At 72.3% G+C, this 24,949-nt stretch carries 18 protein-coding genes and 2 pseudogenes; 8 read left to right on the top strand and 12 right to left on the bottom strand.

Annotated features, from left to right (window positions below; translation table 11 throughout):
• A pseudogene (locus ACIBJC_RS38330) lies at window positions 1–132 on the top strand (RNA-guided endonuclease TnpB family protein); the annotation flags it as partial.
• A 94-nt stretch (window positions 133–226) separates the two neighbouring features.
• On the opposite strand, the pseudogene ACIBJC_RS38325 reads toward ACIBJC_RS38330, so the two are convergent.
• The 6 genes and pseudogenes from ACIBJC_RS38325 to ACIBJC_RS38300 all read right to left on the bottom strand — a co-directional run.
• Window positions 227–784 (bottom strand): annotated as a pseudogene (locus ACIBJC_RS38325) (BTAD domain-containing putative transcriptional regulator); the annotation flags it as partial.
• Window positions 785–1,118: 334 nt separating this feature from the next.
• Window positions 1,119–3,245 (bottom strand): 3-hydroxyacyl-CoA dehydrogenase NAD-binding domain-containing protein, encoded by a 2,127-nt coding sequence (locus ACIBJC_RS38320; protein ID WP_399301132.1) that lies wholly within the window; start codon window positions 3,243–3,245, stop codon window positions 1,119–1,121.
• Window positions 3,242–4,462: a thiolase family protein gene (locus tag ACIBJC_RS38315; protein ID WP_399301130.1), complete on the bottom strand. Its 1,221-nt coding sequence runs from the start codon at window positions 4,460–4,462 to the stop codon at window positions 3,242–3,244. The genes ACIBJC_RS38320 and ACIBJC_RS38315 overlap by 4 nt, the downstream gene beginning before the upstream one ends.
• A 503-nt stretch (window positions 4,463–4,965) precedes the next feature.
• Entirely contained in the window at window positions 4,966–6,258 is a 1,293-nt protein-coding gene (locus ACIBJC_RS38310; protein ID WP_399301128.1) for a ribonuclease D, read from the bottom strand.
• Between the two features lie 106 nt (window positions 6,259–6,364).
• On the bottom strand, window positions 6,365–7,024 hold the full coding sequence (locus tag ACIBJC_RS38305) for a response regulator transcription factor (protein ID WP_329823583.1): 660 nt from the start codon (window positions 7,022–7,024) through the stop codon (window positions 6,365–6,367).
• Between the two features lie 284 nt (window positions 7,025–7,308).
• Complete coding sequence (locus ACIBJC_RS38300; RefSeq protein WP_399301125.1) at window positions 7,309–7,974, bottom strand: DUF3000 domain-containing protein; 666 nt, start codon at window positions 7,972–7,974, stop codon at window positions 7,309–7,311.
• 91 nt (window positions 7,975–8,065) lie between these two features.
• On the opposite strand from ACIBJC_RS38300, the gene hemE reads away from it, so the two are divergent.
• Window positions 8,066–9,130: a uroporphyrinogen decarboxylase gene (hemE, locus tag ACIBJC_RS38295; RefSeq protein ID WP_399301123.1), complete on the top strand. Its 1,065-nt coding sequence runs from the start codon at window positions 8,066–8,068 to the stop codon at window positions 9,128–9,130.
• Between the two features lie 115 nt (window positions 9,131–9,245).
• On the opposite strand, the gene ACIBJC_RS38290 is transcribed toward hemE, so the two are convergent.
• Together ACIBJC_RS38290 and ACIBJC_RS38285 are read right to left on the bottom strand one after the other, a co-directional pair.
• Entirely contained in the window at window positions 9,246–10,625 is a 1,380-nt protein-coding gene (locus tag ACIBJC_RS38290; protein ID WP_399301121.1) for an FAD-dependent oxidoreductase, read from the bottom strand.
• 80 nt (window positions 10,626–10,705) lie between these two features.
• Window positions 10,706–11,671 (bottom strand): DUF4349 domain-containing protein, encoded by a 966-nt coding sequence (locus tag ACIBJC_RS38285; RefSeq protein WP_399301119.1) that lies wholly within the window; start codon window positions 11,669–11,671, stop codon window positions 10,706–10,708.
• 137 nt (window positions 11,672–11,808) lie between these two features.
• On the opposite strand from ACIBJC_RS38285, the gene hemG reads away from it, so the two are divergent.
• The 5 genes from hemG (at window position 11,809) to ACIBJC_RS38260 (ending at window position 18,530) form a co-directional block, all read left to right on the top strand.
• Window positions 11,809–13,269 carry a protoporphyrinogen oxidase gene (gene hemG, locus ACIBJC_RS38280; RefSeq protein ID WP_399301117.1) on the top strand — a complete coding sequence of 487 codons (1,461 nt, stop codon included), beginning with the start codon at window positions 11,809–11,811 and terminating at the stop codon, window positions 13,267–13,269.
• Window positions 13,270–13,273: 4 nt separating this feature from the next.
• Window positions 13,274–13,990: a hydrogen peroxide-dependent heme synthase gene (gene hemQ / locus ACIBJC_RS38275; RefSeq protein WP_399301115.1), complete on the top strand. Its 717-nt coding sequence runs from the start codon at window positions 13,274–13,276 to the stop codon at window positions 13,988–13,990.
• Window positions 13,991–15,106: 1,116 nt separating this feature from the next.
• Window positions 15,107–16,456 (top strand): MFS transporter, encoded by a 1,350-nt coding sequence (locus ACIBJC_RS38270; RefSeq protein WP_399301113.1) that lies wholly within the window; start codon window positions 15,107–15,109, stop codon window positions 16,454–16,456.
• On the top strand, window positions 16,453–17,397 hold the full coding sequence (locus ACIBJC_RS38265) for a dihydrodipicolinate synthase family protein (protein WP_399301111.1): 945 nt from the start codon (window positions 16,453–16,455) through the stop codon (window positions 17,395–17,397). Before ACIBJC_RS38270 ends, ACIBJC_RS38265 begins: the two co-directional genes overlap by 4 nt.
• Complete coding sequence (locus ACIBJC_RS38260; RefSeq protein ID WP_399301109.1) at window positions 17,394–18,530, top strand: mandelate racemase/muconate lactonizing enzyme family protein; 1,137 nt, start codon at window positions 17,394–17,396, stop codon at window positions 18,528–18,530. The genes ACIBJC_RS38265 and ACIBJC_RS38260 overlap by 4 nt, the downstream gene beginning before the upstream one ends.
• Window positions 18,531–18,771: 241 nt before the next feature.
• Here ACIBJC_RS38260 and ACIBJC_RS38255 read toward each other — a convergent pair whose 3' ends face one another.
• Window positions 18,772–19,845, bottom strand: a complete 1,074-nt coding sequence (locus ACIBJC_RS38255) for an alkene reductase (RefSeq protein ID WP_399301107.1) — start codon at window positions 19,843–19,845, stop codon at window positions 18,772–18,774.
• 279 nt (window positions 19,846–20,124) lie between these two features.
• Here ACIBJC_RS38255 and ACIBJC_RS38250 point away from each other — a divergent pair, with 279 nt between their 5' ends.
• A complete protein-coding gene (locus ACIBJC_RS38250; RefSeq protein WP_399301140.1) occupies window positions 20,125–20,619 on the top strand; it encodes a MarR family winged helix-turn-helix transcriptional regulator in 495 nt (164 codons plus the stop codon).
• Here ACIBJC_RS38250 and ACIBJC_RS38245 read toward each other — a convergent pair.
• The 3 genes from ACIBJC_RS38245 to ACIBJC_RS38235 all read right to left on the bottom strand — a co-directional run bounded on the left by ACIBJC_RS38245 (window position 20,610) and on the right by ACIBJC_RS38235 (window position 24,884).
• On the bottom strand, window positions 20,610–22,247 hold the full coding sequence (locus tag ACIBJC_RS38245; protein ID WP_399301105.1) for an alpha/beta hydrolase: 1,638 nt from the start codon (window positions 22,245–22,247) through the stop codon (window positions 20,610–20,612). The genes ACIBJC_RS38250 and ACIBJC_RS38245 overlap by 10 nt on opposite strands.
• A 243-nt stretch (window positions 22,248–22,490) precedes the next feature.
• Window positions 22,491–23,501 (bottom strand): TIGR04222 domain-containing membrane protein, encoded by a 1,011-nt coding sequence (locus ACIBJC_RS38240; RefSeq protein WP_399301104.1) that lies wholly within the window; start codon window positions 23,499–23,501, stop codon window positions 22,491–22,493.
• A 6-nt stretch (window positions 23,502–23,507) separates the two neighbouring features.
• Window positions 23,508–24,884 carry a DUF692 domain-containing protein gene (locus ACIBJC_RS38235; RefSeq protein ID WP_399301102.1) on the bottom strand — a complete coding sequence of 459 codons (1,377 nt, stop codon included), beginning with the start codon at window positions 24,882–24,884 and terminating at the stop codon, window positions 23,508–23,510.
• Window positions 24,885–24,949: the final 65 nt, after the last annotated feature.

Raw genomic sequence — 24,949 nt, 5'->3', positions numbered from 1 at the left:
GACGCGGGATGGTCCGCGTTCGTCGGGATGCTGGAGTACAAGGCCGCCCGGTACGGGCGCACCCTCGTACGGATCGGACGTTTCGAGCCGACCTCGCCACCGGTGCCCGCTCCCGGTCCGCGTCGGGGGTGAGCCCCGGCGTCAGATCCAGCTCCGGGTCCTGGTGGAGAATGGCCTGTTCCAGTCGGCGCAGCCGCCGCCCCGGCTCCACACCGAGGTGCTCGTCGAGCATCCGGCGGGCGTCCCGCAGGGCGGCCAGCGCGTCGGCCTGCCGGTCGGACCGGTAGAGCGCGAGCGCCAGCAGCTCCCACCGCCGCTCACGCAGCGGCTCCGCCGCGACCAGCGAGCGCAGTTCCGCGGCGGCGGACTCGGGCCGCCCGGCGGCCAACTGGGCCCCGCAGCGCCACTCCTGGGCCGAGAGCCGCAGCTCCTCCAGCCGGTCGGCCTCCAGCGCGGCGAACGGCTCCGCGCCGAACTCCCCGTAGGCGGGGCCGCGCCACAGCGTCAGCGCCCGGTCGAGTTCGGTGAGGGCGTCGAGCGGACGGCCACCGGCCAGCCGCAGCCGGCCCGCCTCCGCCAGCGCGCCGAAGCGCGCCGCGTCGTACTGCTCGGGCAGGACGCGCAGCCGGTACCCGTCCTCCACGCTGACCAGCACCCTCCCGGCCTCACGCGGGGGCCGGTCCGGTTCGAGCGCCCGCCGCAGATGGGCGACGTAGGAGCGCAGGGTGCGGACCGCGGACGGCGGTGGCGTCTGTCCCCACACACTGTCCACGAGCCGTGACACGGGGACCACACTCCCGGCGTCGACCAGCAGGGCCGTCAGCACCCGCCGCTGCTTGGCTCCTCCCAAATCCACCGTCCGGCCACCGACCCGCACCTCCACCGTTCCCAGCACCGCCCACCACACAGCGGTGAACGTAGCCGCGCGGGCGATACCGATCAACGGCCCGCCGGTTGTTGGCTCAGGCGCGACGTCCGTACCCACATCCGTCACACATCCGTACACGCGGAACGGGCCGTACGGAGACTCCCGTACGGCCCGTCGACCCGCCCTCCCGGCTCCCGTCAGGCCCCGTCAGCTCCCGTAAGGTCCTGACGGCTCCCGTCGGTTCAGGGCACTACGCCGGCACGCTCGCCACACCCGGCGCCAGGAACGGCTTGCCGTTCACCCGCTCCGAGACGCCCGCGCGGTCCAGATACGGGGTGACGCCGCCCAGATGGAAGGGCCAGCCCGCGCCCGTGATCAGACACAGGTCGATGTCCTGCGCCTCGGCGACGACGCCCTCGGCCAGCATCAGACCGATCTCCTGGGCGACCGCGTCCAGGACCCGGTCGCGCGTCTGCTCCTCCGTCAGCACGGTGTCGCCCTGCTTCAGCAGCGCCGCGACCTCCGGGTCCAGCTCCGGCGTCCCGGAGTCGTACACGTAGAAGCCGCGCTTGCCCGCCTTGACCACCGCGGCCAGGTTCTCGGAGACGGTGAAGCGGTCCGGGAACGCGCCGCGCAGCGTCTCGGAGACATGCAGGCCGATCGCGGGGCCGACCAGCTCCAGCAGGACCAGCGGGGACATCGGCAGCCCCAGCGGCTCCACCGCGCGCTCCGCCACCTCGACCGGTGTGCCCTCGTCGATGACGTTCTGGATCTCGCCCATGAAGCGGGTGAGGATCCGGTTGACGACGAACGCCGGGGCGTCCTTCACCAGCACCGCCGTCTTCTTCAGCTTCCTCGCCACACCGAACGCCGTGGCCAGCGACGCGTCATCGGTCCGCTCGCCGCGCACGATCTCCAGCAGCGGCAGGATCGCGACCGGGTTGAAGAAGTGGAAGCCGACGACCCGCTCAGGGTTCTTCAGCTTCGACGCCATCTCGGAGACCGACAGCGACGAGGTGTTCGTGGCGAGGATCGCGTGCGCCGGGGCGACCGCCTCGACCTCCGCGAACACCTGCTGCTTGACGCCCATCTCCTCGAACACGGCCTCGATGACGAAGTCCGCGTCCGCGAACCCCTCGGCCTTGTCCAGCACACCCGAGACCAGGCCCTTGAGCCGGTTGGCCTTGTCCTGGTTGATCCGGGACTTCAGCAGCAGCTTGTCGATCTCGGCGTGGACATAGCCCACACCCTTGTCGATCCGGTCCTGGTCGATGTCGGTCAGCACGACCGGCACCTCAAGACGGCGCAGGAACAGGAGCGCGAGCTGCGAGGCCATCAGCCCCGCGCCCACGACACCCACCTTGGTGACCGGGCGGGCCAGCGACTTGTCCGGGGCACCGGCCGGCCGCTTGGCGCGCTTCTGCACCAGGTTGAACGCGTAGATCCCCGAGCGCAGTTCACCACCCATGATCAGGTCGGCGAGGGCCTGGTCCTCGGCGTCGAAGCCCGCCTGGAGGTCGCCGTCCTTCGCCGCCACGATGATGTCCAGCGCGCGGTACGCGGCCGGGGCAGCGCCGTGCACCTTGGAGTCCGCCACGGACCGCCCGCGAGCCACGGCCTGGTCCCACGCCTCGCCCCGGTCGACCTCCGGCCGTACGACCGTCACCTCGCCCTTGAGCACCGACGCCGTCCAGACCAGCGACTGCTCCAGGAAGTCCGCGCCGTCGAACAGCGCGTCCGCGATGCCCAGGTCGTAGACCTGGCCGCCCTTGAGCTGCCTGTTCTGGTTGAGGGAGTTCTCGATGACGACCGAGACCGCCCGCTCCGCGCCGATCAGGTTCGGCAGCAGCGTGCAGCCGCCCCAGCCGGGCACCAGGCCGAGGAAGACCTCCGGCAGCGAGAACGCGGGCAGCGCGGCGGAGACCGTACGGTACGTGCAGTGCAGCCCGACCTCGACGCCGCCGCCCATCGCCGCGCCGTTGTAGTACGCGAAGGTCGGCACGGGCAGCGCGGCGATCCGCTTGAAGACCTCGTGGCCGCCCCGGCCGATCGCGAGCGCGTCCTCGTGGCGCTTCAGCAGCTCCACGCCCTTGAGGTCGGCGCCGACCGCGAAGATGAACGGCTTGCCGGTGATCCCGACCCCGACGATCGCCCCCTCGGACGCCTCCCGCCCGACCTGGTCGAGCGCGGCGTCCAGGTTCGCCAGCGACTGCGGGCCGAACGTCGTCGGCTTCGTGTGGTCGAGGCCGTTGTCCAGCGTGATGAGCGCGAACCGCCCGGCCCCCGCCGGGAGTTCGAAGTGGCGTACGTGCGCCTGGGTGACGACCTCGCCGGGGAACAGCTCGGCCGCGCCCTTCAGGAGTTCAGCGGTGCTCACTTGGTGCCTCCGTCGAAGTGCGGGTTCTCCCAGATGACCGACGCGCCCATGCCGAAGCCGACGCACATCGTGGTCAGGCCGTAACGGACCTGCGGCTGCGCCTCGAACTGCCGGGCGAGCTGGGTCATCAGCCGTACGCCGGAGGAGGCCAGCGGATGGCCGAACGCGATCGCGCCGCCGTACTGGTTGACGCGCTCGTCGTCGTCCGCGACGCCGTAGTGGTCGAGGAACGCCAGCACCTGCACGGCGAACGCCTCGTTGATCTCGAACAGACCGATGTCCGAGATCGAGAGACCCGCCTTGGCGAGGGCCTTCTCGGTCGACGGGATCGGGCCGTACCCCATCACCTCGGGCTCGACACCCGCGAAGGCGTACGACACGAGCCGCATCCTGACCGGCAGCCCCTGCTCGCGCGCGAAGTCCTCGGCGGCGATCAGCGAGGCGGTGGCACCGTCGTTCAGCCCCGCCGCGTTGCCCGCGGTGACCCGGCCGTGCGGCCGGAACGGGGTCTTCAGACCGGCCAGCATCTCCAGCGTCGTACCCGGCCGCATCGGCTCGTCCGCGGTGGCCAGCCCCCAGCCGGTCTCCCCGGTCGCCGGGTCGGTACGCCGGATCGAGATCGGCACCAGGTCCTGCTGGATCGAGCCGTTGGCGTACGCCTTGGCGGCCTTCTCCTGCGAGCGCACCGCGTACTCGTCCGCGCGCGCCTTGGTGAGGTGCGGGAAACGGTCGTGCAGGTTCTCCGCCGTCATGCCCATGAACAGCGCGGAGTCGTCGACGAGCTTCTCCGAGACGAACCGCGGGTTCGGGTCGACGCCCTCACCCATCGGGTGCCGGCCCATGTGCTCGACACCGCCCGCCACGACGACGTCGTACGCGCCGAAGGCGATGGAGCCCGCGGTGGAGGTCACGGCGGTCAGCGCGCCCGCGCACATACGGTCGATCGAATAGCCGGGCACGGACTGCGGCAGCCCGGCGAGGATCCCCGCGGTACGGCCGAGCGTGAGGCCCTGGTCACCGATCTGCGTGGTCGCGGCGACGGCCACCTCGTCGATCCGCGCGGGGTCGAGATCCGGGTTGCGGCGCAGCAGCTCCCGGATCGCCTTCACGACGAGATCGTCGGCCCGGGTCTCGTGGTACATGCCCTTCGGGCCCGCCTTGCCGAACGGGGTGCGGACGCCGTCGACGAAGACGACATCCCTGACGGTACGAGGCACGATGGCTCTCCTCCAGGGTGCGGGATGGCACTGCGGGGCCCGCACAACCAGCACGGGCCCACACCCATGCTACTTACCAGTAACCAAGTTGCCCAGTCCTGCCTGTTTTTTGGGCTCGGTTCGCCTCCGGGCGCTGCAAGCCACTGTCGACGGTCGACCGTGCTCGCCCCCTCGTTCCTCGGGGACTGCGCCCACGCGGTGGAGCCGCATATCGAGCACAGCCTCCCTTTCGACAGCGGCGCGCCCTTCGGCTCACTCGCCGGCCAGGCGCGCAGACGGGCCGAAGATTCCAGCACCGGGAAACCCCCTCGCGGGCCCCGGGGTGCCCCCGACCCTGGCGGCGAGTGAGCCGAAGGGGCGCGTCGGCGCCGTAAGAGAGAGCGCGCGCAGGTTCGTGAGGAACGAGCGAACCGAGCACGGTCGACCGTCGGCGCCGACTTGAAGCGCCCCGGAGGCGAACCGAGCCCTCAAAAAAGAGGGGCGCCCCGGAGGCGAACCGAGCCTTAAATAACAAGCGCCTGGGTCAGCAGGGGGGCTACCAGGTCCACCTGCCACTGGCGGGCCCCGTGGCCGGTGAGGGCTGCCGCCACGTTCTCCTCCGTGGGGTCCTGCGGCGGTTCCCAGCAGACGCGGCGGACCGTGTCCGGGGTGATCAGGTTCTCCTGCGGCATGGTGATGCTCTCGGCGAGCTCCGAGACCGCCGCGCGCGCCGCCGAGAGCCGGGCCGCGGCCTCCGGGTCCTTGTCCGCCCAGGAGCGGGGCGGCGGCGGGCCGGTGAGAGGCTGGCCCGGCTGGGGCAGCTCCGTGTCCGGCAGGGCCTTCGCCCGGTCGACCGCCGCCTGCCACTGTTCGAGCTGGCGTCTGCCCATCCGGTGCCCGAACCCGGGCAGCGCCGTCAGCGCCTGCACGGTGGCGGGCAGCGACAGCGACGCCTCGACGATCGCGGTGTCGCTGAGCACCTTGCCGGGGGAGACGTCACGGCGCTGCGCGACCTGGTCACGGGTCGTCCACAGCTCCCGTACGGCTGCCATCTGCCGGCGGCGGCGCACCTTGTGCATGCCTGACGTGCGGCGCCACGGGTCCTTGCGCGGCGGGGCGGGCGGGGCCGCGGCGATCGCCTCGAACTCCTGGTGGGCCCAGTCGAGCTTGCCCTGCCGGTCCAGCTCCTTCTCCAGCGCGTCCCGCAGGTCGACGAGGAGTTCCACGTCGAGCGCGGCGTACCGCAGCCAGGGCTCGGGGAGCGGGCGGGTCGACCAGTCGACGGCGGAGTGGCCCTTCTCCAGGGCGTATCCGAGGACGTTCTCGACCATGGCGCCGAGGCCGACCCGGGGGAAGCCCGCGAGACGGCCCGCGAGCTCCGTGTCGAAGAGGCTGGTGGGGATCATGCCTATTTCGCGCAGGCAGGGCAGGTCCTGGGTCGCCGCGTGCAGGATCCACTCCGTACCGGAGAGGACCTCGCCGAGTCCGGAGAGGTCGGGGCAGCCGACCGGATCGATCAGCGCCGTGCCCGCGCCTTCGCGGCGGAGCTGGACCAGGTAGGCGCGCTGACCGTAGCGGTAGCCGGAGGCGCGCTCGGCGTCGACGGCGACGGGTCCGGTGCCCGCGGCGAAGGCCGCGATCACCTCGGCGAGCGCCTCGTCGGTGGCGACCACCGGCGGAATGCCCTCGCGGGGCTCCAGCAAGGGGATCGGCGCCGCTTCGACGTCGTCCGGGGGGAGCGACACCAGCGACTGCCGCCGCGGGCCCCCGGTGGTTCGCAGTGCTGGCTCTGCTGCGGTCTCTTGGGCGTCGGTCACCTGTCAAGGGTATCTGTGAACGGACGGCGCCCGTCGACGGAACGTTCCGTCGACGGGCGGTGGGGGCGAGAAGCGGTCAGTGGCCCGGTCCGGTGGTGTGTCCGGTTCAGTGGATGATTCCGGTACGGAGGGCCACGGCGACCATCCCCGCCCGGTCGCCCGTGCCGAGCTTGCGCGCGATCCGGGCGAGGTGGCTCTTGACGGTGAGTGCGGACAGGCCCATCGAGACGCCGATGGCCTTGTTGGACTGGCCTTCGGCGACCAGCCTGAGCACCTCGACCTCGCGGCCCGACAGCTCCCGGTAGCCACCGGGGTGGTTCGGGGCGCCCGGAGGGCGGCGGTGCATCCGCTGGCCGGCGCCCAGGGGGGCGACGCCGGGGCGGCCGGGGTGGCCGATGTTCGTACGGGTGCCGGTGACGACATAGCCCTTGACGCCGCCCGCGAGGGCGTTGCGCACCGCGCCGATGTCGTCGGCGGCGGAGAGGGCGAGGCCGTTGGGCCAGCCCGCCGCCCGGGTCTCGGACAGCAGGGTCAGCCCGGATCCGTCGGGCAGGTGGACGTCGGCAACGCAGATGTCGCGCGGGTTGCCGACGCGGGGGCGGGCCTCCGCGATGGACGACGCCTCGATGACGTCACGTACTCCAAGGGCCCACAGGTGGCGGGTGACGGTGGAGCGGACGCGTGGGTCGGCCACGACGACCATGGCCGTCGGCTTGTTCGGGCGGTAGGCGACCAGGCTTGCGGGCTGCTCGAGGAGAACGGACACCAGGCCTCCTGGGAAGGTGCGGGACGGGGCCGGCTGCGGGGGATGAAGCCGGGGCGAACCGTGTGTGAAGGGTCATTGACCTCTTCGGCAGCAATCCCGCTCGCCTTTAGAGAATGATCACGAATTAGTGAGTAACAATTCGGGCAATTCGGATGCGTGATCGATCATCCTACGAGTGGTCCACCGGGCGGGGGTGTACGGCGGACGAGTGAGGGACGCCCGGCGGACGTGGTGTGGCGGAGCGGTGAAGGGGCCCGCCCTGGGGGCGGTGCGGTGAAGGGCCGTCAGGGGATGCGCGGGCCGCGCCGCTGGGGCAGGGACACCACGCCCGCGCCCCCCGGGTCCCCCGCGCCCGGCGGCAGTCCCGCGACCTGGCAGAGCAGATCGCACCACGCGGCCAGGTGCGCCGCGGTGTCGGGCAGCCCGCCCCGGCCCTCGCGCGGGGTCCAGGACGCCCGGATCTCGATCTGGGTGGCCGGCCTGCGCTCCGCGAGCCCGCCGAAGTAGTACGACCCGGCCCGGGTGACGGTGCCGCTCGCCTCCCCGTACGACAGACCGCGCGCCTCCAGCGCCCCCGTCAGCCACGACCAGCACACCTCGGGCAGCAGCGGGTCGGCGGCCATCTCCGGCTCCAGCTCCGCCCGTACGAGCGTCACCAGCCGGAACGTGCCCTGCCAGGCCTCGTGTCCTGACGGGTCGTGCAGCAGGATCAGCCGGCCGTCGGCCAGATCGTCGTCGCCGTCGACCACCGCCGCCTCCAGGGCGTACGCGTACGGCGCGAGCCGCTTCGGCGCCGGGGTCGGGTCGATCTCGACGCCGGGACGCAGCCGCGCCGTCCGCAGCGCGTCGACCGCGGAACGGAACGCGGGCGGGACGGAATCCCCCTCCCCGCCGCCCGTTCCCCCGGTGCCGTTGGAATGATCGGAAAACTGTCCCTGAGCCGCAGCCATGCGGGGAAGAGTAGGCGGAACCCGCGCCTCGCGCAGGGAGGGACACCCTGCCCGGGGCTGCGGCTTCCCCGTACATGGGAAGATTCTGTCCGTGAGCGCCAACGAACGCCCCCCGGGCCAGCAGACGAAGACGTACGAATCGGCCTTCCTGAAGGCGTGCCGACGTGAGCCGGTACCGCACACACCGGTGTGGTTCATGCGTCAGGCGGGGCGCTCGCTGCCCGAGTACCTGAAGGTCCGCGAGGGCATCGGGATGCTGGACTCCTGCATGCGCCCCGAGCTGGTCACCGAGATCACGCTCCAGCCGGTACGGCGCCACAAGGTCGACGCCGCGATCTACTTCAGCGACATCGTCGTCCCCCTCAAGGCCATCGGCCTCGACCTGGACATCAAGCCGGGGGTCGGCCCCGTCGTCGCCGAGCCGATCCGCACCCGCGCCGATCTGGCCCGGCTGCGCGACCTCACCCCCGAGGACGTCGGTTACGTCACCGAGGCCATCGGCATGCTCATCGGTGAGCTGGGATCCACCCCGCTCATCGGGTTCGCCGGGGCGCCCTTCACGCTGGCGAGCTACCTCGTGGAGGGCGGCCCGTCCCGTAACCACGAGCACACCAAGGCCATGATGTACGGCGACCCCGAGCTGTGGGCCGACCTGCTCGACCGGCTCGCCGAGATCACCGCGGCCTTCCTCACCGTGCAGATCGAGGCGGGCGCGAGCGCCGTCCAGCTCTTCGACTCGTGGGTGGGCGCCCTCGCCCCCGCCGACTACCGCCGCTCCGTGCTGCCCGCCTCCGCCAAGGTCTTCGACGCGGTCGCCGGGTACGGCGTCCCGCGCATCCACTTCGGTGTCGGTACGGGCGAACTCCTCGGCCTGATGGGCGAGGCGGGCGCCGATGTCGTCGGCGTCGACTGGCGGGTCCCGCTGGACGAGGCCGCCCGCCGGGTCGGCCCCGGCAAGGCGCTCCAGGGCAACCTGGACCCGGCCGTCCTCTTCGCCCCGACCCCGGCGGTGGAGGCCAAGGCCCGTGAGGTGCTGGACGCGGCGGCCGGATTGGAGGGCCACATCTTCAATCTGGGCCACGGTGTGCTGCCGAGCATGGACCCGGACTCACTGACCAGGCTCGTCGACTACGTGCACACGCGGACCGCTCACTGATTGGCCGAAAAGCGCTGGTGGGGCGGGAGTGCGGCGGGGGTGATTCGCCCCGGGGTGAGGGGGAGAAGGTGATTCGTCCGCCGGACCCCGTCCGCCCCCGCCGCCCGCGCGGTGCTCACCAGCCCGCCGCCCTGACCGCCGTCGTCGCCTTGCGGGCCGCGACCAGGACCGGGTCCCAGACCGGGGAGAAGGGCGGGGCGTAGCCCAGGTCCAGGGTGGTCATCCCCTCCACCGACATCCTGGCGGTCAGCGCCACCGCCGCGATGTCCACGCGCTTCGCCGCGCCCTCCCGGCCGACGATCTGCACCCCCAGCAGCCGCCCCGTACGGCGCTCCGCGAGCATCTTCACCGTCATCGGCGCGGCGCCCGGGTAGTAGCCGGCGCTGTTGGTCGACTCGATCGTGGCGCTCACGTACTGGAGCCCGGCCCTGCGGGCGTCCTTCTCGCGCAGCCCCGTCCGGGCGATCTCCAGGTCGCAGACCTTGCTGACGGCCGTACCGACGACCCCGGGGAAGGTGGCGTAGCCGCCGCTCACGTTCGTACCGATGATCTGGCCGTGCTTGTTCGCGTGCGTGCCCAGCGCGACATGGCGGGTGGCGCCCGAGACCAGGTCGAGGACCTCCACGCAGTCGCCGCCCGCCCAGACGTTCTCGTGGCCGCGTACCCGCATCGACAGATCGGTGAGCAGCCCGCCGTACGGCCCGACGGGCAGCCCGGCGGCGCGGGCGAGGGCCGTCTCCGGCTCGACGCCGATACCGAGGACGACGACGTCCGCCGGGTACTCGGCGTCCGCGGTGGCCACCGCCCGCACCCGGCCGTCCTCGCCGGTACGGATCGCGGCCACCTCCGTGCCGCCCACGGTGGTGATGCCCAGCCCGTCCATCGCCTCGTGGACGAGGCGCCCCATGTCCGGGTCGAGGGTCGCCATCGGCTGCTCGCCGCGGTGCACGACGGTGACCTCGTACCCGCGCTTCAGCAGCGCCTCGGCCATCTCCACGCCGATGTACCCCGCGCCGACGACGACCGCGCGCCCGCCCTCGGTCGCGGCGAGGGTGTCCAGCAGCGCCTGGCCGTCGTCGAGGGTCTGCACCCCGTGCACGCCCGGCGCGTCGATCCCGGGCAGCGCGGGCCGTACGGGGCGGGCGCCCGTCGCGACGACCAGCTTGTCGAAGCCGGTCCAGCTCTCCGTACCCGCCTCCAGATCGCGGGCGCGGACCCGCTGCCCCGCCAGGTCGATCTCCACGGCCTCCGTGCGGGTCCGCAGCCCGATGGCACGGGCCCGGTGCTCCTCGGGCGTACGGGCGATCAGCGCGTCCCGCTCCGTGACGTCGCCGCCCACCCAGTACGGGATGCCGCACGCGGAGTACGAGGTGAAGTGCCCGCGCTCGAACGCGACGATCTCCAACTCCTCCGGGCCCCGGCCCCTGCGGGCCTGCGACGCGGCGGACATGCCCGCCGCGTCGCCCCCGATGACCACCATGCGCTCCGCCGCCATCGCGCGTCCCTCCGTCCCTGTCCACCAGGTCGTCGTTCATAAGGTCGTACCGGAAAGGAACGCTACGCGGACGGAACCGGTCAGTCCTCCTCGCGCCCCCGTTCCGCGGGTGCGGCGGGTGCGGCGGGTTGCGTGGGAGTCACCGGCCCGGCCGCCGGAACGGCCGGAGCCGACGCGGGCAGCAGCCGGCGCACCAGCCGCCACAGCAGGTAGAGCGCCCCGAGCACGGCGGCGAACGGCAGCACCGCGCCGAGGACCACCCCGATCCACCGCAGGGTCGTGAGGAGCGCGTCCCAGCCGCCGCCCAGCGCGTCCAGGAACCCCGGATCCTCCGCCTTCTCCTCCTCCCGCACGACCGGGTTCTCGAAGAGCTCCAGGGTGATCGTCGCCAGCGTGGTGCGGTCCTTGAGGGACGCCTGCTGGGCGAGCAGCGCCTCCAGCGCCGACTGGCGGCTGCTCAACTCCCCTTCCAGCGCCACCACATCGCTCAGCTTCGTGGCCCGGTCCATCAACTCGCGTACCCGCGCCACACTCACGCGCTGCGAGGCGACCCGGCTGTCGACGTCCACGACCTGGTCGGTGACGTCCTCGGCGTTCGCCTTGCGCGTCAACAGCGTTCCCGTGCCCGACAGTTCGGCCAGCACCGCGTCGTACGATCCCTGCGGGACGCGCAGCACGATCCGCGACGTCACCCCGCTGTCCTCGTCCCGCTCGGTCACCTCGTCCTGCACCAGACCGCCGGCGTTCCCGGCCGCCGCCCGCGCCGTGGAGAGCGCCTTCCGGGTGTTCTTGACGCGCACGGTCAGCTCGGCGGTACGGATCACATGGACCCCGGCGGGCGCGGCGCTCTTCCCGTCCTCCCCCTTGGCGCCGGGCGTGGCGGCGTCACCGGCCCCCGCCTCCAGGTCGGCCGCCTGCCCGCCCCGCCCCTCCGCGGGCCTGGCGACGCCCTTCGAGGCCGCCTGGTCGGCGGATCCGGCGCTGCATCCGGCGAGCGCGAGTGAAACGGTGAGCAGTGCCGCCGCGAACGCGGGCATCGCACGCATGGTCCCCCCAGGTATTCGGTTGGTGTCGCCGGTTCGACGTGTGGGGCCCCTGCGCGGGTTGCCCCTCCACGGTTCCGAAGCGGTCACGGTCAGGACTCGTTACCGGCGGGGAGGACGTGTTTGAGAGAGTGGAGGCCATGGAGTCGAGCGCGCAGCACGTGGACACGCATACGGGCCATGTCGTCGTCATCGGGGGCGGTATCGCCGGTCTCGCCGCCGCCCACCGGCTGCTGGGCGCCGGTATCCGGGTCACTGTGCTGGAGGCCACCGACCGGCTCGGCGGCAAGCTGCGTACGGGCGAGATCGAGGGCGCCCCCGTCGACCTCGGCGCCGAGTCCATGCTCGCCCGCCGCCCCGAGGGCGTCGACCTCGCCGAGGCCGTCGGGCTCGGCGCGCTGCTCCAGCCGCCCACCGCCACCACCGCCTCCGTCTGGACGCGCGGCGCGCTGCGCCCCATGCCCAAGGGGCATGTGATGGGCGTGCCCGGTGACCCCGCCGCCCTCGCCGGACTCCTCTCCGACGAGGGGCTCGCCCGGATCGCCCGCGAACCGGAGCTGCCCCCCACCGAGGTCGGCGACGACGTCGCGGTCGGCGCGTACGTCGCCGAGCGGCTCGGCCGCGAGGTCGTCGACCGGCTGGTCGAACCGCTGCTCGGCGGGGTCTACGCGGGCGACGCCTACCGCATCTCCATGAGGGCCGCCGTCCCCCAGCTCTTCGAAGCCGTCCAGGCCCACGACTCGCTGCTGGCCGGCGTCCGCGAGATCCAGGAGCGGACCGCGGCCAAGCGGCCCGGCGGCGCCGTCTTCGCGGGCATCGAGGGCGGCGTGGGCCGCCTCCCCGGCGCCGTCGCGGACGCCGTACGCGCCGGGGGCGGCGAGATCCTGCTGGAGACGCCCGTCCTCGCCCTGACCCGTACCGCCGAGGGCTGGCACCTGCGCACCGGACACCCCACCCGCCCCGACGTGCGTGCCCTCACCGCCGACGGCGTGGTCCTCGCGACCCCCGCGTGGTCCGCCTCCGCGCTGCTCGCCGACGCGTCACCAGCCGCCTCCGCCGAACTCGCCGCGGTCGAGTACGCGTCGATGGCGCTGGTGACGATGGCCTTCCGGCGCGCCGACGCCGGCGCCGTGCCCGACGGCAGCGGCTTCCTCGTCCCGCCCGTCGACGGCCGCACCATCAAGGCGTCGACCTTCTCCACCCGTAAATGGGGATGGGTCGACAAGGCGGCCCCCGACCTGTTCGTGCTGCGCACCTCCATCGGCCGCTACGGCGAGGAGGAACAGCTCCAGCGCGAGGACTCCGAACTCCTCGACGTCTCCCTGCGCGACCTCCGGGAGGCGACCGGCCTCACCGCCCGTCCGGTCGCCCACGAGGTGACGCGCTGGATCGACGGACTGCCCCAGTACCCGGTCGGCCACCAGGCCAGGGTCGCCCGTATCCGCGACTCCCTCGCCGAACTCCCCGGGCTGCGCGTCTGCGGCGCCGCGTACGACGGCGTCGGCATCCCCGCCTGCGTCGCGAGCGCGCGGCGCGCCGCGGACGAGATCATCGCCACGTCGACCCTGGCGCCGGGCACCGGTCGCGGCGCGGGAGAATAGCCCCATGACTGCTGCTCCCGAGAAGATCCCGAACGCCGGCAAGAAGGCCAAGGACCTCAACGAGGTCATCCGCTACACGCTGTGGTCCGTCTTCAGGCTGCGTGATGTCCTGCCCGAGGACCGGACCGGTTACGCGGACGAGGTCCAGGAGCTGTTCGACCAGCTCGACGCCAAGGACGTCACCGTGCGCGGTACGTACGACGTGTCCGGGCTGCGCGCCGACGCCGACGTCATGATCTGGTGGCACGCCGAGACCTCGGACGAGCTGCAGGACGCGTACAACCGCTTCCGGCGCACCCGGCTCGGCCGCGCGCTGGAGCCGGTCTGGTCGAACATGGCGCTGCACCGCCCCGCGGAGTTCAACAAGTCCCATGTGCCGGCTTTCCTGGCCGACGAGACGCCCCGCGACTACGTGAGCGTCTACCCCTTCGTCCGCAGCTACGACTGGTACCTGCTGCCCGACGAGGACCGCCGTAGGATGCTCGCGGACCACGGCAAGATGGCACGCGGCTACCCTGACGTACGCGCCAACACCGTGGCGTCCTTCTCGCTCGGCGACTACGAGTGGTTGCTGGCCTTCGAGGCCGACGAGCTGTACCGCATCGTCGACCTGATGCGTCATCTGCGCGCGTCCGAGGCGCGGCTGTACGTGCGGGAAGAGGTTCCGTTCTACACGGGCCGCCGCAAGTCGGTCGCGGATCTCGTGGCAGGGTTGGCGTGACGGTATGACGTGGTGGCCGGGTCCGTGACCGTACGGACCGGGCCGCCCCACCCGGAAGATCAGACGGCCGGCGGCAGTCTCCTGCTGCGCGCACGGCCCGTCCAGCGACACCGGGTTCGGCTCCGGGTTCCCATCGGCCGCAGGCCTGCGGAAACGCGGTGGACGGGGAAGAATCCTGTTCTTCCCCGTCCCCGCCCGTTCCGCCCCGGTCGCGGCCGATGGAACCCGGGTCGGTGTTCCGCCCCTTGAACGCGCCCCCCCGCCAACTACGCGCCCCACGGCCGGACTCCGGACCCGGCCGTCCGCCAGTTGCTGCCGGCGGCCACCGGAGCCGCCCCCTGGCCCCACCCGAGCTGGAGCTCTACCGCCACGCGGCGACGGACGTCGTCCACGCGGCGGCGGACGCGGGTGACCCCGGGGGCCCGCGCGGCGGTCCGGCGTCAGTGTCGCCGCCGGCCTGGGTGCGGACGAACAGGCCGCCATGGTCCGCGTTCCGGCGTGTGTCGAGGACAGCCTCAGCCGGGCGGTTGAGCGTCGGACGCCCGTTGTGCAGGCGGCTCGTCCTTCCCTGCTCCAGCCCGTTCCGTGCCGATCGCGGCCGATGGAACCCGGGTCGATACCCCAGGCGGAGCGTACCCCGGAATACCGGGACGGACAGTACGAAGGCCTGGCGGTGTCCGCCGGGCCTTTGTCCGTTTTCGCGCCACTGAATCCCGCCAACAGGCCGTCGTGGTCCGGCGGTACGGTCCGCGGTTCCTCGGAAACGGATTTTGTCAGAAGCGTTGACTAATCTCTTCGGGCGCTCCTACCTTCATCGCGTCGCACGTCGTACGTCATATACGAGGCCCGTTTTGAAGGGAGTAGGGGGCCTGTGGTTGTTATGTCCGCTTGGGGGTCGTCTCACGTGTTTGAGGGCTCAACGGCGCGGATCCTGCCACCCGTTTGGGGCTTCGGCGGATGGTCCGGCCGGCTGATCGGACAGCAGCCGTTCACTGACTGACGAGGTGAGACGCGGCCCGTTCACCGCCAAGATCCCGGGCCGCGACAGGAGAGTTCCGATGCTCCCTCCGGGGAGCTTAGCCAGATTCGGGAGCAATGGTGCCCCCTCTTTCCCCCATGCCCTTGTCCAAGACAGGGAGCTCGCCGGCCCGGCAGCGCAGCGGTATGCGCTGGACGATCGTGGGCTTCTCGGCCCTCGGCCTCACGATCGCCTATCTCGACCGCGCCGCGTTGAGCGTGGCCATGCCCTACATGTCGAAGGAGTTCCACATCAGCCCTGCCGTTCAGGGCGTGATGCTTTCGGCGTTCTTCTGGACGTACGCGCTGTTCCAGATTCCCTCGGGTTGGCTGCTCGATCGTTTCGGCCCGAGGATCATCTACCCCGTCGCCGTCGGCTGGTGGTCGATCTGGACGGCGCTGACCGCCCTCGCGCAGGGAGTCGGATCCGTCATGGTGTTCCGCCTCGGCCTGGGGATCGGCGAGGCGCCGGTGCAGCCGGCGAACATCAAGGTCGTCTCGCGGTGGTTCCCGCGCAAGGAACGGGCTTTCGCGTCAGGCCTGTTCGACATGGGCCAGCAGATCGGAACGGCGCTGTCGATCCCGGTGGTGACGGCGCTGGCCCTCTTCGGCGGCTGGCGCATGGCATTTGTCGTGATCGGTGTCGCCGGGCTGCTGTGGATCGTGGGCTGGTTGGCCGTGTACCGCGAACCCGAGGAGCATCCGCGGGTTTCCGCCGCCGAACTGGCCCACATCCGCTCCGATCGGGGTGCGACGGACTCGGCGGAGTCGGTCGGTGCCAACGTGCCGTGGCGGGAGCTGCTGGGCAACTCTCAGGTGTGGGCACTGATGACCGGTTATGTGTTCCGCTCGCTCGCCGGGGCGTTCTTCCTCACCTGGTATCCCAGCTATCTGCTCGACGACCGCGGATTCTCCGAGAAGGATTTCGGCATGGTGGGCTGGATTCCGGCGCTCATCGCGATCGGCTCCACCGTGCTCGGCGGCATCGTGTCCGACCGGATGCTGGCGTCCGGAATCTCCGCGAATCTGGCCCGGAAGGTTCCGATCGTCTCCGGGCTCGCCCTGAGCGCATGCATCGGTTTTGCCCCGTTCGTCGAGAGCAACCTTGTGCTGATGGTCGTACTCACCGTCAGCAGCGCCACGCACTCGTTCGCGGGCGCGGCGATCCTGAGCCTGCCGGCGGAAGTGGCGCCCTCGTCGGCGTCCGTCGGCGCGGTGGCCGGCTTCCAGAACTTCGGCTCCCAGGTGGGCAACCTCCTCAGTCCCATCGCCATCGGAGTGTTCCTGGCTTCCAGCGACGGGTCCTATGTGGGCCCCTTGATCGGCGCGGCGGCGTGTTCTCTGGGAAGCGCGGCGATCTACCTGTTCTGGGTACGCGTCAAGCCCGTCATGCCGCATCACGATCCTCCCGCGGATCTCACCGAGCACCCTGAAAGGACCACCTCGTGAGCACCTCGTTGAACGCCGGCCGTCTGGTCGAGCAGCTCAGCACCGTCATCGGGATCCCCGTCGTCCCGTACGACGAGGACGGCGCGGTCGACCAGGACCTCACGGTCGCACTGACGGAACGTCTGGTCCGCAACGGAGTGACCGCGCTGACGCCCAACGGCAACACCGGTGAGTTCTACGCGCTCTCCCCGGACGAACGCCGCGACGTTCTGACGAGCGTCCTCTCGGCGCGTGGGAGCGCCACGACGATCGTCGCCGGCGTGGGGTTCGATCTCGGGACGGCCATCACCGACGCACGCTTCGCCCGCGACTCGGGTGCGGACGCGATCATGATCCATCAGCCCGTCCTGCCGTATCTGACGCCGAACGGCTGGGTCGAGTACAACGCGAGGATCGCGGAGACCGTACCCGATATCGGAGTGTTGCCCTACCTCACCCATCGTGCGGTCACCGGTGCGCACATCACGCGCCTGGCGGAACGGGCGCCGAACGTGGTCGGGCTGAAGTACTCCGTACCCGATCCGGTCGTGTTCGCCACGACGAGGGCGGAGGCGGCGGACGGACTGCTGTGGATCACCGGCCTGGCGGAGTCGTACGCTCCGGCCTACTGGCAGGCAGGGGCACGGGCCTTCACCTCGGGCCTGGTCAACGTCGCTCCGGCCGTGTCTCTGGAACTGCTCGAAGCGCTCCGGCACCGTGACTACGGCGCCGCCACACGGGTCTGGCGGCAGATCCGGCACTTCGAAGAGCTGCGGGCCCGCGATGCCTCGGCCAACAATGTGTCGGTGGTGAAAGAGGCCATGCACCAGCTCGGTCTGTGCCGGCGCGACGTCCGTCCGCCCAGCCACCCGCTGTCCGACGCGCTCGCCCGCGAGGTCGCCGAGTCCATGGTGCAGTGGCGCTCCGCGGTGCCCGAGGTGGCCGGGGAGCGTGCGGCGTGAAGATCGAGTCGCTTCAGACCTTCCTCCAGCGGGTGGGCGACCGGCCCAGAGTGCTGGTCAAGATCAGCACTGAGGACGGGATCGACGGATGGTCGGAGGTGTACAACCACGGCCCCGACCTGGCTTACCCGCCGCTGCTGGACTACCTGTTCGAGCAGATCAAGGGTATGGACGCCCGGTCCCCGAGCCGGATCAACCAGTTCCTCCTGCAGTCCGGCCGCTTCCCCCAGGGGGCGCTGGGCCTCGCCGCCATCGCCGCCGTCGACCACGCGCTGTGGGACATCGCGGCCAAGGCCGTGGGTGTGCCGGTCTACCAGTTGCTCGGCGGTGCGGTACGCGACCGGGTGCGGGTCTACGCCGGTCTGTACTCCGCGCCGGATGTCGGGGAACTGCAGGACACCACCGCGGCGTTGCACGACCGGTTCGGCTTCACGGCGTTCAAGCTCAGCCCCTACCGGACGGCCCCGCACCGGACCCGGTTCGGGCTCGTGGTCCGCGAACTGGGCGAGTACTTCAGCGGGGTCCGCGACAGTCACCCCGCGGAGTGGGACTTCGCGTTCGACGCGCACGCGTGTCTGTGGGAACCGCGGCAGGCGATCGAACTCGGCGCCGCGCTCGCGCCCAACCAGCCACTCTTCCTGGAGGAGCCCATACGGCCCGAGCACATTCCCGCCTGGGGCAGGATCCGGTCCGAGATCGCGGTGCCGCTGGCGACAGGGGAGTGCCTGTACTCCCCGCACGAGTTCCTGGCGCTGCTCGGCGCGGGCGGAGCGGACATCGTGCAGCCGGACATCTGCGTGGTCGGGGGCCTCACCCAGATGGTGAAGATTGCCACCATCGCTGACGCGCACTACGTCCCGGTCGCCCCGCACAACCCGCTCGGTCCGCTCGCGACCGCGGCGAACGTGCACTTCGCGGCCGCGACGACCAACTTCAGCATCCTCGAGTACAAGCCGGACGACGTGCCGTGGTGCCCCGACCCCTACCTTCCGGTCGACGGCCACCTCGCACTGCGCCCGGACCGCCCCGGGTGGGGCATCGAGATCGACGAGGCCGCGCTCACGACCGACGACTGGATCACCTGGAAGCGGAAGGTTCCGGTCCGATCCGACGGCTCGACGGCATGGATGTGAAGCGGGTGACCGCCGCGGTATGAGCGGCGCCGTACAGGGGCGTCGCCGGTACCCACAGGCACCCGCGACGCCCCGCCCCGCCCCGGAATGCTCCGGTCCGCCCCGACGGGTGCTTCGGCACACAACGAGACGCTTACCCGCCTCGCTGTATCACGCACGCCGGTTGTCGCCGAACAGCTCGACGGACCCCTCTTCCACTGACGGCCGCTGCTGTTCGCCGGATGCCCGCGCGGGGCCGCCGTCAGCCGAGGGCCGGGTAGTCGGTGTAGCCGCCCTGGTCACCGCCGAAGAAGGCGGCGGGGTCGGGGGTGTTGTAGGGGCCGCCGGCGGCGAGGCGGGCCGGCAGGTCGGGGTTGGCGAGGAAGAGGGCCCCGTAGGCGATCAGGTCGGCGGTGCCGTCCTCGATGAGCTTCAGCTCGTCCGGGCCCGTGGGCTCCGTGCCGGTGAAGGGGTTGAGGACGAAGGTGCTCGGCCATGCCTTGCGCAGCCGCAGGACCAGGTCGCGGACTCCGGGCGCCTCCATCTGGTGCAGGTAGGCCAGACCGAGCGGGGCGAGCGCGTCCACGAGGGCGGTGTAGGTGGCCTCCACGTCCGGCCGGTCGCTCTCGTCGATGTCGTTGTAGGTGTTGCCGGGCGAGATGCGGAAGCCGACCTTGTCCCCGCCGATGGCCTCGGCCACGGCCTTCGCGGTCTCCACGGCGAAGCGGATCCGCCGCTCGGGGCTGCCGCCCCAGGCGTCGGTGCGCTGGTTGGAGCTGGGCGCCAGGAACTGGTGGATCAGATAGCCGTTGGCGCCGTGCAGCTCCACACCGTCGAAGCCCGCCTCGACGGCGTTGCGTGCCGCGGTGGCGAAGTCGGCGATGGTCTCCGCGATCTCCGTATCGGTCAGCTCGTGCGGTTCGACGAAGTCCTGCGGACCCTGGTGTGTGTAGACCTGGCCCTTGGCCGTGACCGCCGAGGGGCCGACCGGGGTGAGGCCCATCAGGCTCGGGTGGCCGACCCGTCCGGTGTGCATGATCTGCAGGAAGATCGCGCCGCCCTCGGCGTGTACGGCGTCCGTGATCCCGCGCCAGGCCGCGATCTGCTCGGCGGAGTGGATGCCGGGGGTGTCCGGGTAACCCTGGCCGATCGCGGACGGCTGCGTGCCCTCGGTGACGACCAGACCGGCGCTCGCCCGCTGCGTGTAATAGGTCGTCATCAGCTCGGTGGGGGTCTGCCCGGCGCCGTGGGCGCGGCTGCGCGTCATGGGGGCCATCACGATGCGGTTGGACAGGCGGATGCCGCCGAGTTCGTAAGGGGCGAAGGCCGTAGTCATGATCAGGATCCTGTTCGGTTCGGCTGGACGACACCACGCGATGCCATTGCCTGTTCGAACAAGTAAATGACCTCACCGCATTCCTGAACTTCTGTGACGTGTGTCACTCTTCTGTGCTGAAGTGCTGGCGGTGCCCGTCCCGTGGGGCGCAGGGCGCGTCGCGGTAGAATGTTCCTGTTCGGGCAACAATCAGACGTGAGGGCGTGAGGGGCTGTGAGCGGCGTGAGCGACATGGCGAAGGGTCCGGGCGGCGCCCCGTCCGGGGACCCCTGCGCGGACATGACCCGCTCCGTGCTGCCGCCGTCGGTACAGGCGGGGCCCGTGAGCCACGCGATCTTCCGCGTGGCCCGCCTGCACCGGATGCTCGCCGGACAACTCCTGCGCCGCGTGGGGCTGCACCCCGGGCAGGAGCTCGTCATGATGCAACTGTGGGACCTCGGCCCGCAGCGTCAGGCCGATCTGGTGCGGCTGCTCGGCTCGGACGCGGCCACCATCACCCGTACCGTCAAGCGGCTGGAGAACGCGGGCTTCGTCCGACGGCGGCCCAGCGAGACCGACAAGCGCGCCACCATCATCGAACCCACCGCCGCGAGCCTCGCACTGCGTAAAGAGGTCGAACAGATCTGGGCGGAACTGGAGGAGGGCGTCGTCGGCGGCCTGGGCGCGGGCGAACAGGACGCCATGATCCGTGTCCTGGACCGTATCGAGGAGAGCCTCAGCCTGGTGGCCGAGCGGCGTCCGCCCCTCGACCACACGGCGTGCACTCAGGAGTGAGAAGCCGGATCGAGCCTTCCCCGCGGGTCGGCGAGCCGGTTGGCCGGTTCGAGTGAGGTCGGGTTCGGCTCGGGGTGCGGCGCGCATTCGGTGCGCCGCGCCGGTGTCCTCCCGGTCAGCAGATAGTCCTCCAGGTACGCGTTGGCGCACGGGTTGTCGCCGCCCGAGACCCCGTGCGTACCGGCGTCCCGCTCGGTCACCAGCGCCGAGCCCGCCAGCCGGCGCTGGAGCTCCAGCGCCCCCTCGTACGGGGTGGCCGCGTCCCGCTCCGCCGCCAGGATCAGCGTCGGCGGGAGCTGTCCGGGGCGGGTGCGGACGTCGACGGGCTCCTGCCGGGGCGCGGGCCAGTAGGCGCACGGCAGGTTCATGAAGGCGTTGTCCCAGGTCTCGAATGGGGCGTGCCGCGCCAGCGCCGTGTTGTCGCGGTCCCACACCTGCCACCGGGTCGGCCACGGCGCGTCGTTGCACTCGACGGCGGTGTAGACGGCGCTGCTGTTCTCACCGCTCGCGGCGGCCGCCGGGCGGGGGGTGGCCTGGGCGATCAGCGGCTCGGGGTTGCCCCGGACGTACTCGGAGAGCGCGGTGGCGCGGAGCGCCCAGTAGTCGTCGTAGTAGCCCGCGCCGAGCATCGCCGCCTGGAGCTGCCCGGGGCCGACCTTGCCGCCCGCCGGTTCGTGCGCGACCCCGGCGCGCACCTGCTCGTAACTCCTCTGCACCTGCGCGGCGTCGGTGCCCAGGTGGTACGTCGCGTCGTGCTTGGCGACCCAGGTACGGAAGTCCTCCCAGCGCCGCTCGAACGCGGCCGACTGTTCGAGGTTGTTGCGGTACCAGATCCGGTCCGGGGCCGGGTCGACCGCGGAGTCGAAGACCATCCGCCGTACGTGCGAGGGGAAGAGCGTCGCGTAGACGGCGCCGAAGTACGTGCCGTACGAGGCCCCCATGAACGTCAGCTTCCGCTCGCCGAGCGCGGCGCGCAGGACATCGAGATCGCGGGCGTTGTTGAGGGAGTTGTAGTGGCGCAGCGCCTCACCCGCGTGGTCGGCGCAGCCCCGCGCGTACGCCTTCGCCTCGGCGATCCGCTCCCGCTTGTACGACGCGGAGGGGTGCGTGGGCGCCTGGGTCGGCGCCTTTCCGTAGTCCGCCGGGTCCTGGCAGGAGAGCGGCGCGGAGCGGCCGACACCGCGCGGCGCGTAGCCGATCAGGTCGTACGCGGCGGCGATCCGCTTCCACTGCGTCACCTCGGCGGCGAGCGGGAAGTACATGCTGGAGGCGCCGGGGCCACCGGGGTTGTAGACGAGCGCCCCCTGCCGCCGGTCGGCGGGACCGCTCGCGGCGACCCGGCTGACGGTGAGGCCGATCGTGGGTCCGTCGGGCGCGGCGTAGTCGAGAGGGACCTCGACGGTGCCGCAGGTGACGGGCGCGGGCAGCTTCTCGGCCTCGGGGCAGGCGCCGAACGTGACACCGGCGGCGGCGGCGCGCGCCGCCGCCCGGGCCACGCCGCGGGTCTCGGCGGTGGCGGCGGCCGGGCCGCTGTCGGCGGAGGCGCCGTCCGCCGGGACGGCGACGAGGGCCGACAGGACCAGGGAGCCGAGGGTCGTCAGAGCCCCGTACTTCGCGACTGCTCTCATCGTGTTCCCTTCGTGCGTGCGTACGAGCGGTCCGGAGATCTCCCGGAACCGGGGGTCCGGGGGAGCGACGGCACGACGAGGGTCGGCAGGGGGGCCGGGGCTTGGCAAGGACCGGCGAGCGGTGTCGCGGGCCGATGACCCCGATGCGCCCCACGGCCACTCCTGGGCGCCGCCCGGAGTGCGGAACGGGCGGGAGTGTGCCAGGGGGCGGGCAGGTCGGGGCGGGTGGGGCGGGGTGACGCTTCAGGAGCCTCCGCCGCCTCCGCCTCCGCAGCCCCCGCCTCCGCCCCCTCCGCCGCAGCTACTGCCGCCGCCACAACCGCTCCCGCCTCCACCGGACCCGGAGTCGCCGCCCGCGCCCCCGCCTCCGCCCCCGCAGGAACCGGCGCCGCAGCCGGACCCGGACCCGCCGCACCCCGTCCCCGAACCGGGCTGCGCGCCGGAGCACCACGCCACGGCACCGGCGGCGAGATGCGGCGCGGGCGAGAAGTCCCGTCCGGGGCGCATCCCCGCCGCCGTACGCAACTGCTCCCGCAGCAGCGGGTCGGGGACCCCGGCCAGGCCGTGCGCCGCGACCTGCCCGGCGACGGACGGCGGGGCGTACGGCTGCCCGGCGAGGAAGGCGCGCAGGGCCCGCCGTCCGGCCGGCGTGATCCGGCGCCCCGCGACGGAGGCGCAGACCAGGCCGACGACGGAGCCGATGACGAGGGTGGGCAGGAGGGCGAAGTTGTCGAACCCGTCGCCCAGACCGTCGTCGTGGAAGGCCGACAGGAAGGCCACGAAGAAGGTGACGGGCACGGCCAGCAGACACAGCACGCCCTGGAGCACGCCCCACCGCCGCCACGGCCGGGCCCGCTCAGGAGGGACCAGCAGCCCGCGCGCCGCGAGCGCGTCGCCCACCCGCTGGACGGCCGGGCCGCGCATCACCGCCAGCCGCAGCGCGTGCAGCCCGCCGTGCGGCGCCGCCGCGTGTTCGTCGAGCACCGACCGCTCGACGGGGTCATGGGCGACCGGCCGGAGTACGGCGACGATCCCCGGGCCGCCGACCGAGATCCGGCCGTCCGCGTGCATCCCGGCGAGCGCGGCGTCCACGACGCGCCCGGGGCCACCGCCGAGGAACGCGGCCTCCGCCACGTCATGGACCGGGCCCGCGCCGTCCGAGCCCCGGCCGCGCGGACCGGCCACCCCGGCGATCAGTGCCACGGACGAGGCGGCCACGGTGAGATGCGCCGCCAGTACGGGAAGAGAGGTCATCGCCCGTCACCCCCCGACCAGCGCGGCGCGGGCCGCGCGGACGAGCCGTACCGCCCGGCGCGGAGGGCGCGCGCCCGCGCGCTCCTGCCACCACCGGGTCAGCCGCCGCCGGGCCGCGGGATCCTCGGGGCGCCCTTCGACCAGCAGCGTCTCGACGAAGTCCAGCGCGTCCCTGCGGTAACCGCCGCGCATCGGCCGCCGCGCGGCGTACGCGAGGAACGCCGGGCGGAAGCCGTCGCCGAGGATCCCGGGCAGCTCGGGCGCCACCTTGGCGACGACATCCGCGCGCTTGGCGGCCAGTGCGCGGCTCTGCACGCCGAGCCGGCGCGGATCGAACCCCTCCGGTACGGGGGTGCCGGCGACCAGCGCCGAGAGCAGCGCGGTCTCGGCGAGCGCCAGCCGCGCCCGGGCCGCCTCGGCGGCCTCGGCCCCGGTGGCGGCGGCGGGGTCGTCGGCCTCGGCGGGGTCTTCCGTCGCGGGCGAGGAGGCCCGTACCGGAGCGGCGGCTTCCGGGGCTTCCAGGGCAGCGGAGGCCCGTACCGTCGCCGCCCCGCCGGCCTCCAGCGTCTCGCGTATCAGCGTCAGTTCGCCCGCCAGCTCCGCCGCGGGCGGGAAGTCGTCGTCCCGCTCCAGCAGGACGCCCGGCGGCGCCACCCGGGAGCGCAGCTCGGCGAGGATGTTGAGCACGGGCCGGGTGACCGGATGGGCGTGGGTGTCGTGCCAGACGCCGTCGCGCTCGATCCCGCCCGCGACATGGACGTACGCGATGGCCTCGACCGGCAGTTCGTCCAGCGCCCTCGCCGGGTCCTCTCCGCGGTTCACGTGGTTGGTGTGGAGATTGGCGACGTCGATCAGCAGCCGGACCCCGGTGCGTTCGACCAGCTCGGCGAGGAACTGTCCCTCGCTCATCTCCTCGTCCGGCCAGGAGATCAGGGCGGCGATGTTCTCCACGGCGAGCGGCACGGGCAGCGCGTCCTGCGCGATCCGTACGTTCTCGCAGAGCACGCGCAGCGCGTCGCGGGTACGCGGTACCGGCAGCAGATGACCCGCTTCGAGCACGGGGGACGCGGTGCGCGCCCCACCGGCCCGCACGAAGGCGATGTGCTCGGTGACCAGAGGGGAACCAAGGGCCTCGGCGCACTCCGCGAGCTCCCCCAGCCGCCGCGGATCGGGGCGGTCCGCGCCGCCGAGTCCGAGCGAGACCCCGTGCGGGACGACGGTGACGCCGCGCTCGCGCAGCCGTACCAGCGACTCGGGGAGATGGCCGGCGCACAGGTTCTCCGCGACGGCCTCGACCCAGTCGACCCCGGACAGGGCCTCCACCGTGTCGGCGATCTCCGGGCGCCAGCCGATGCCGGTGCCCAGACGTGGTGTGTCGTTCATGGTTTCCCCCTGTTGCGGACTCCTCCGTACGCGACCTCGCTCGCGGTTGCAGGGGTCATGACCCC

Origin of the sequence: Streptomyces sp. NPDC050509 (assembly GCF_044457965.1) — a bacterium.
In the GTDB taxonomy this organism is placed as follows: domain Bacteria; phylum Actinomycetota; class Actinomycetes; order Streptomycetales; family Streptomycetaceae; genus Streptomyces.
This window is presented reverse-complemented; position numbering and strand designations above follow the sequence as displayed.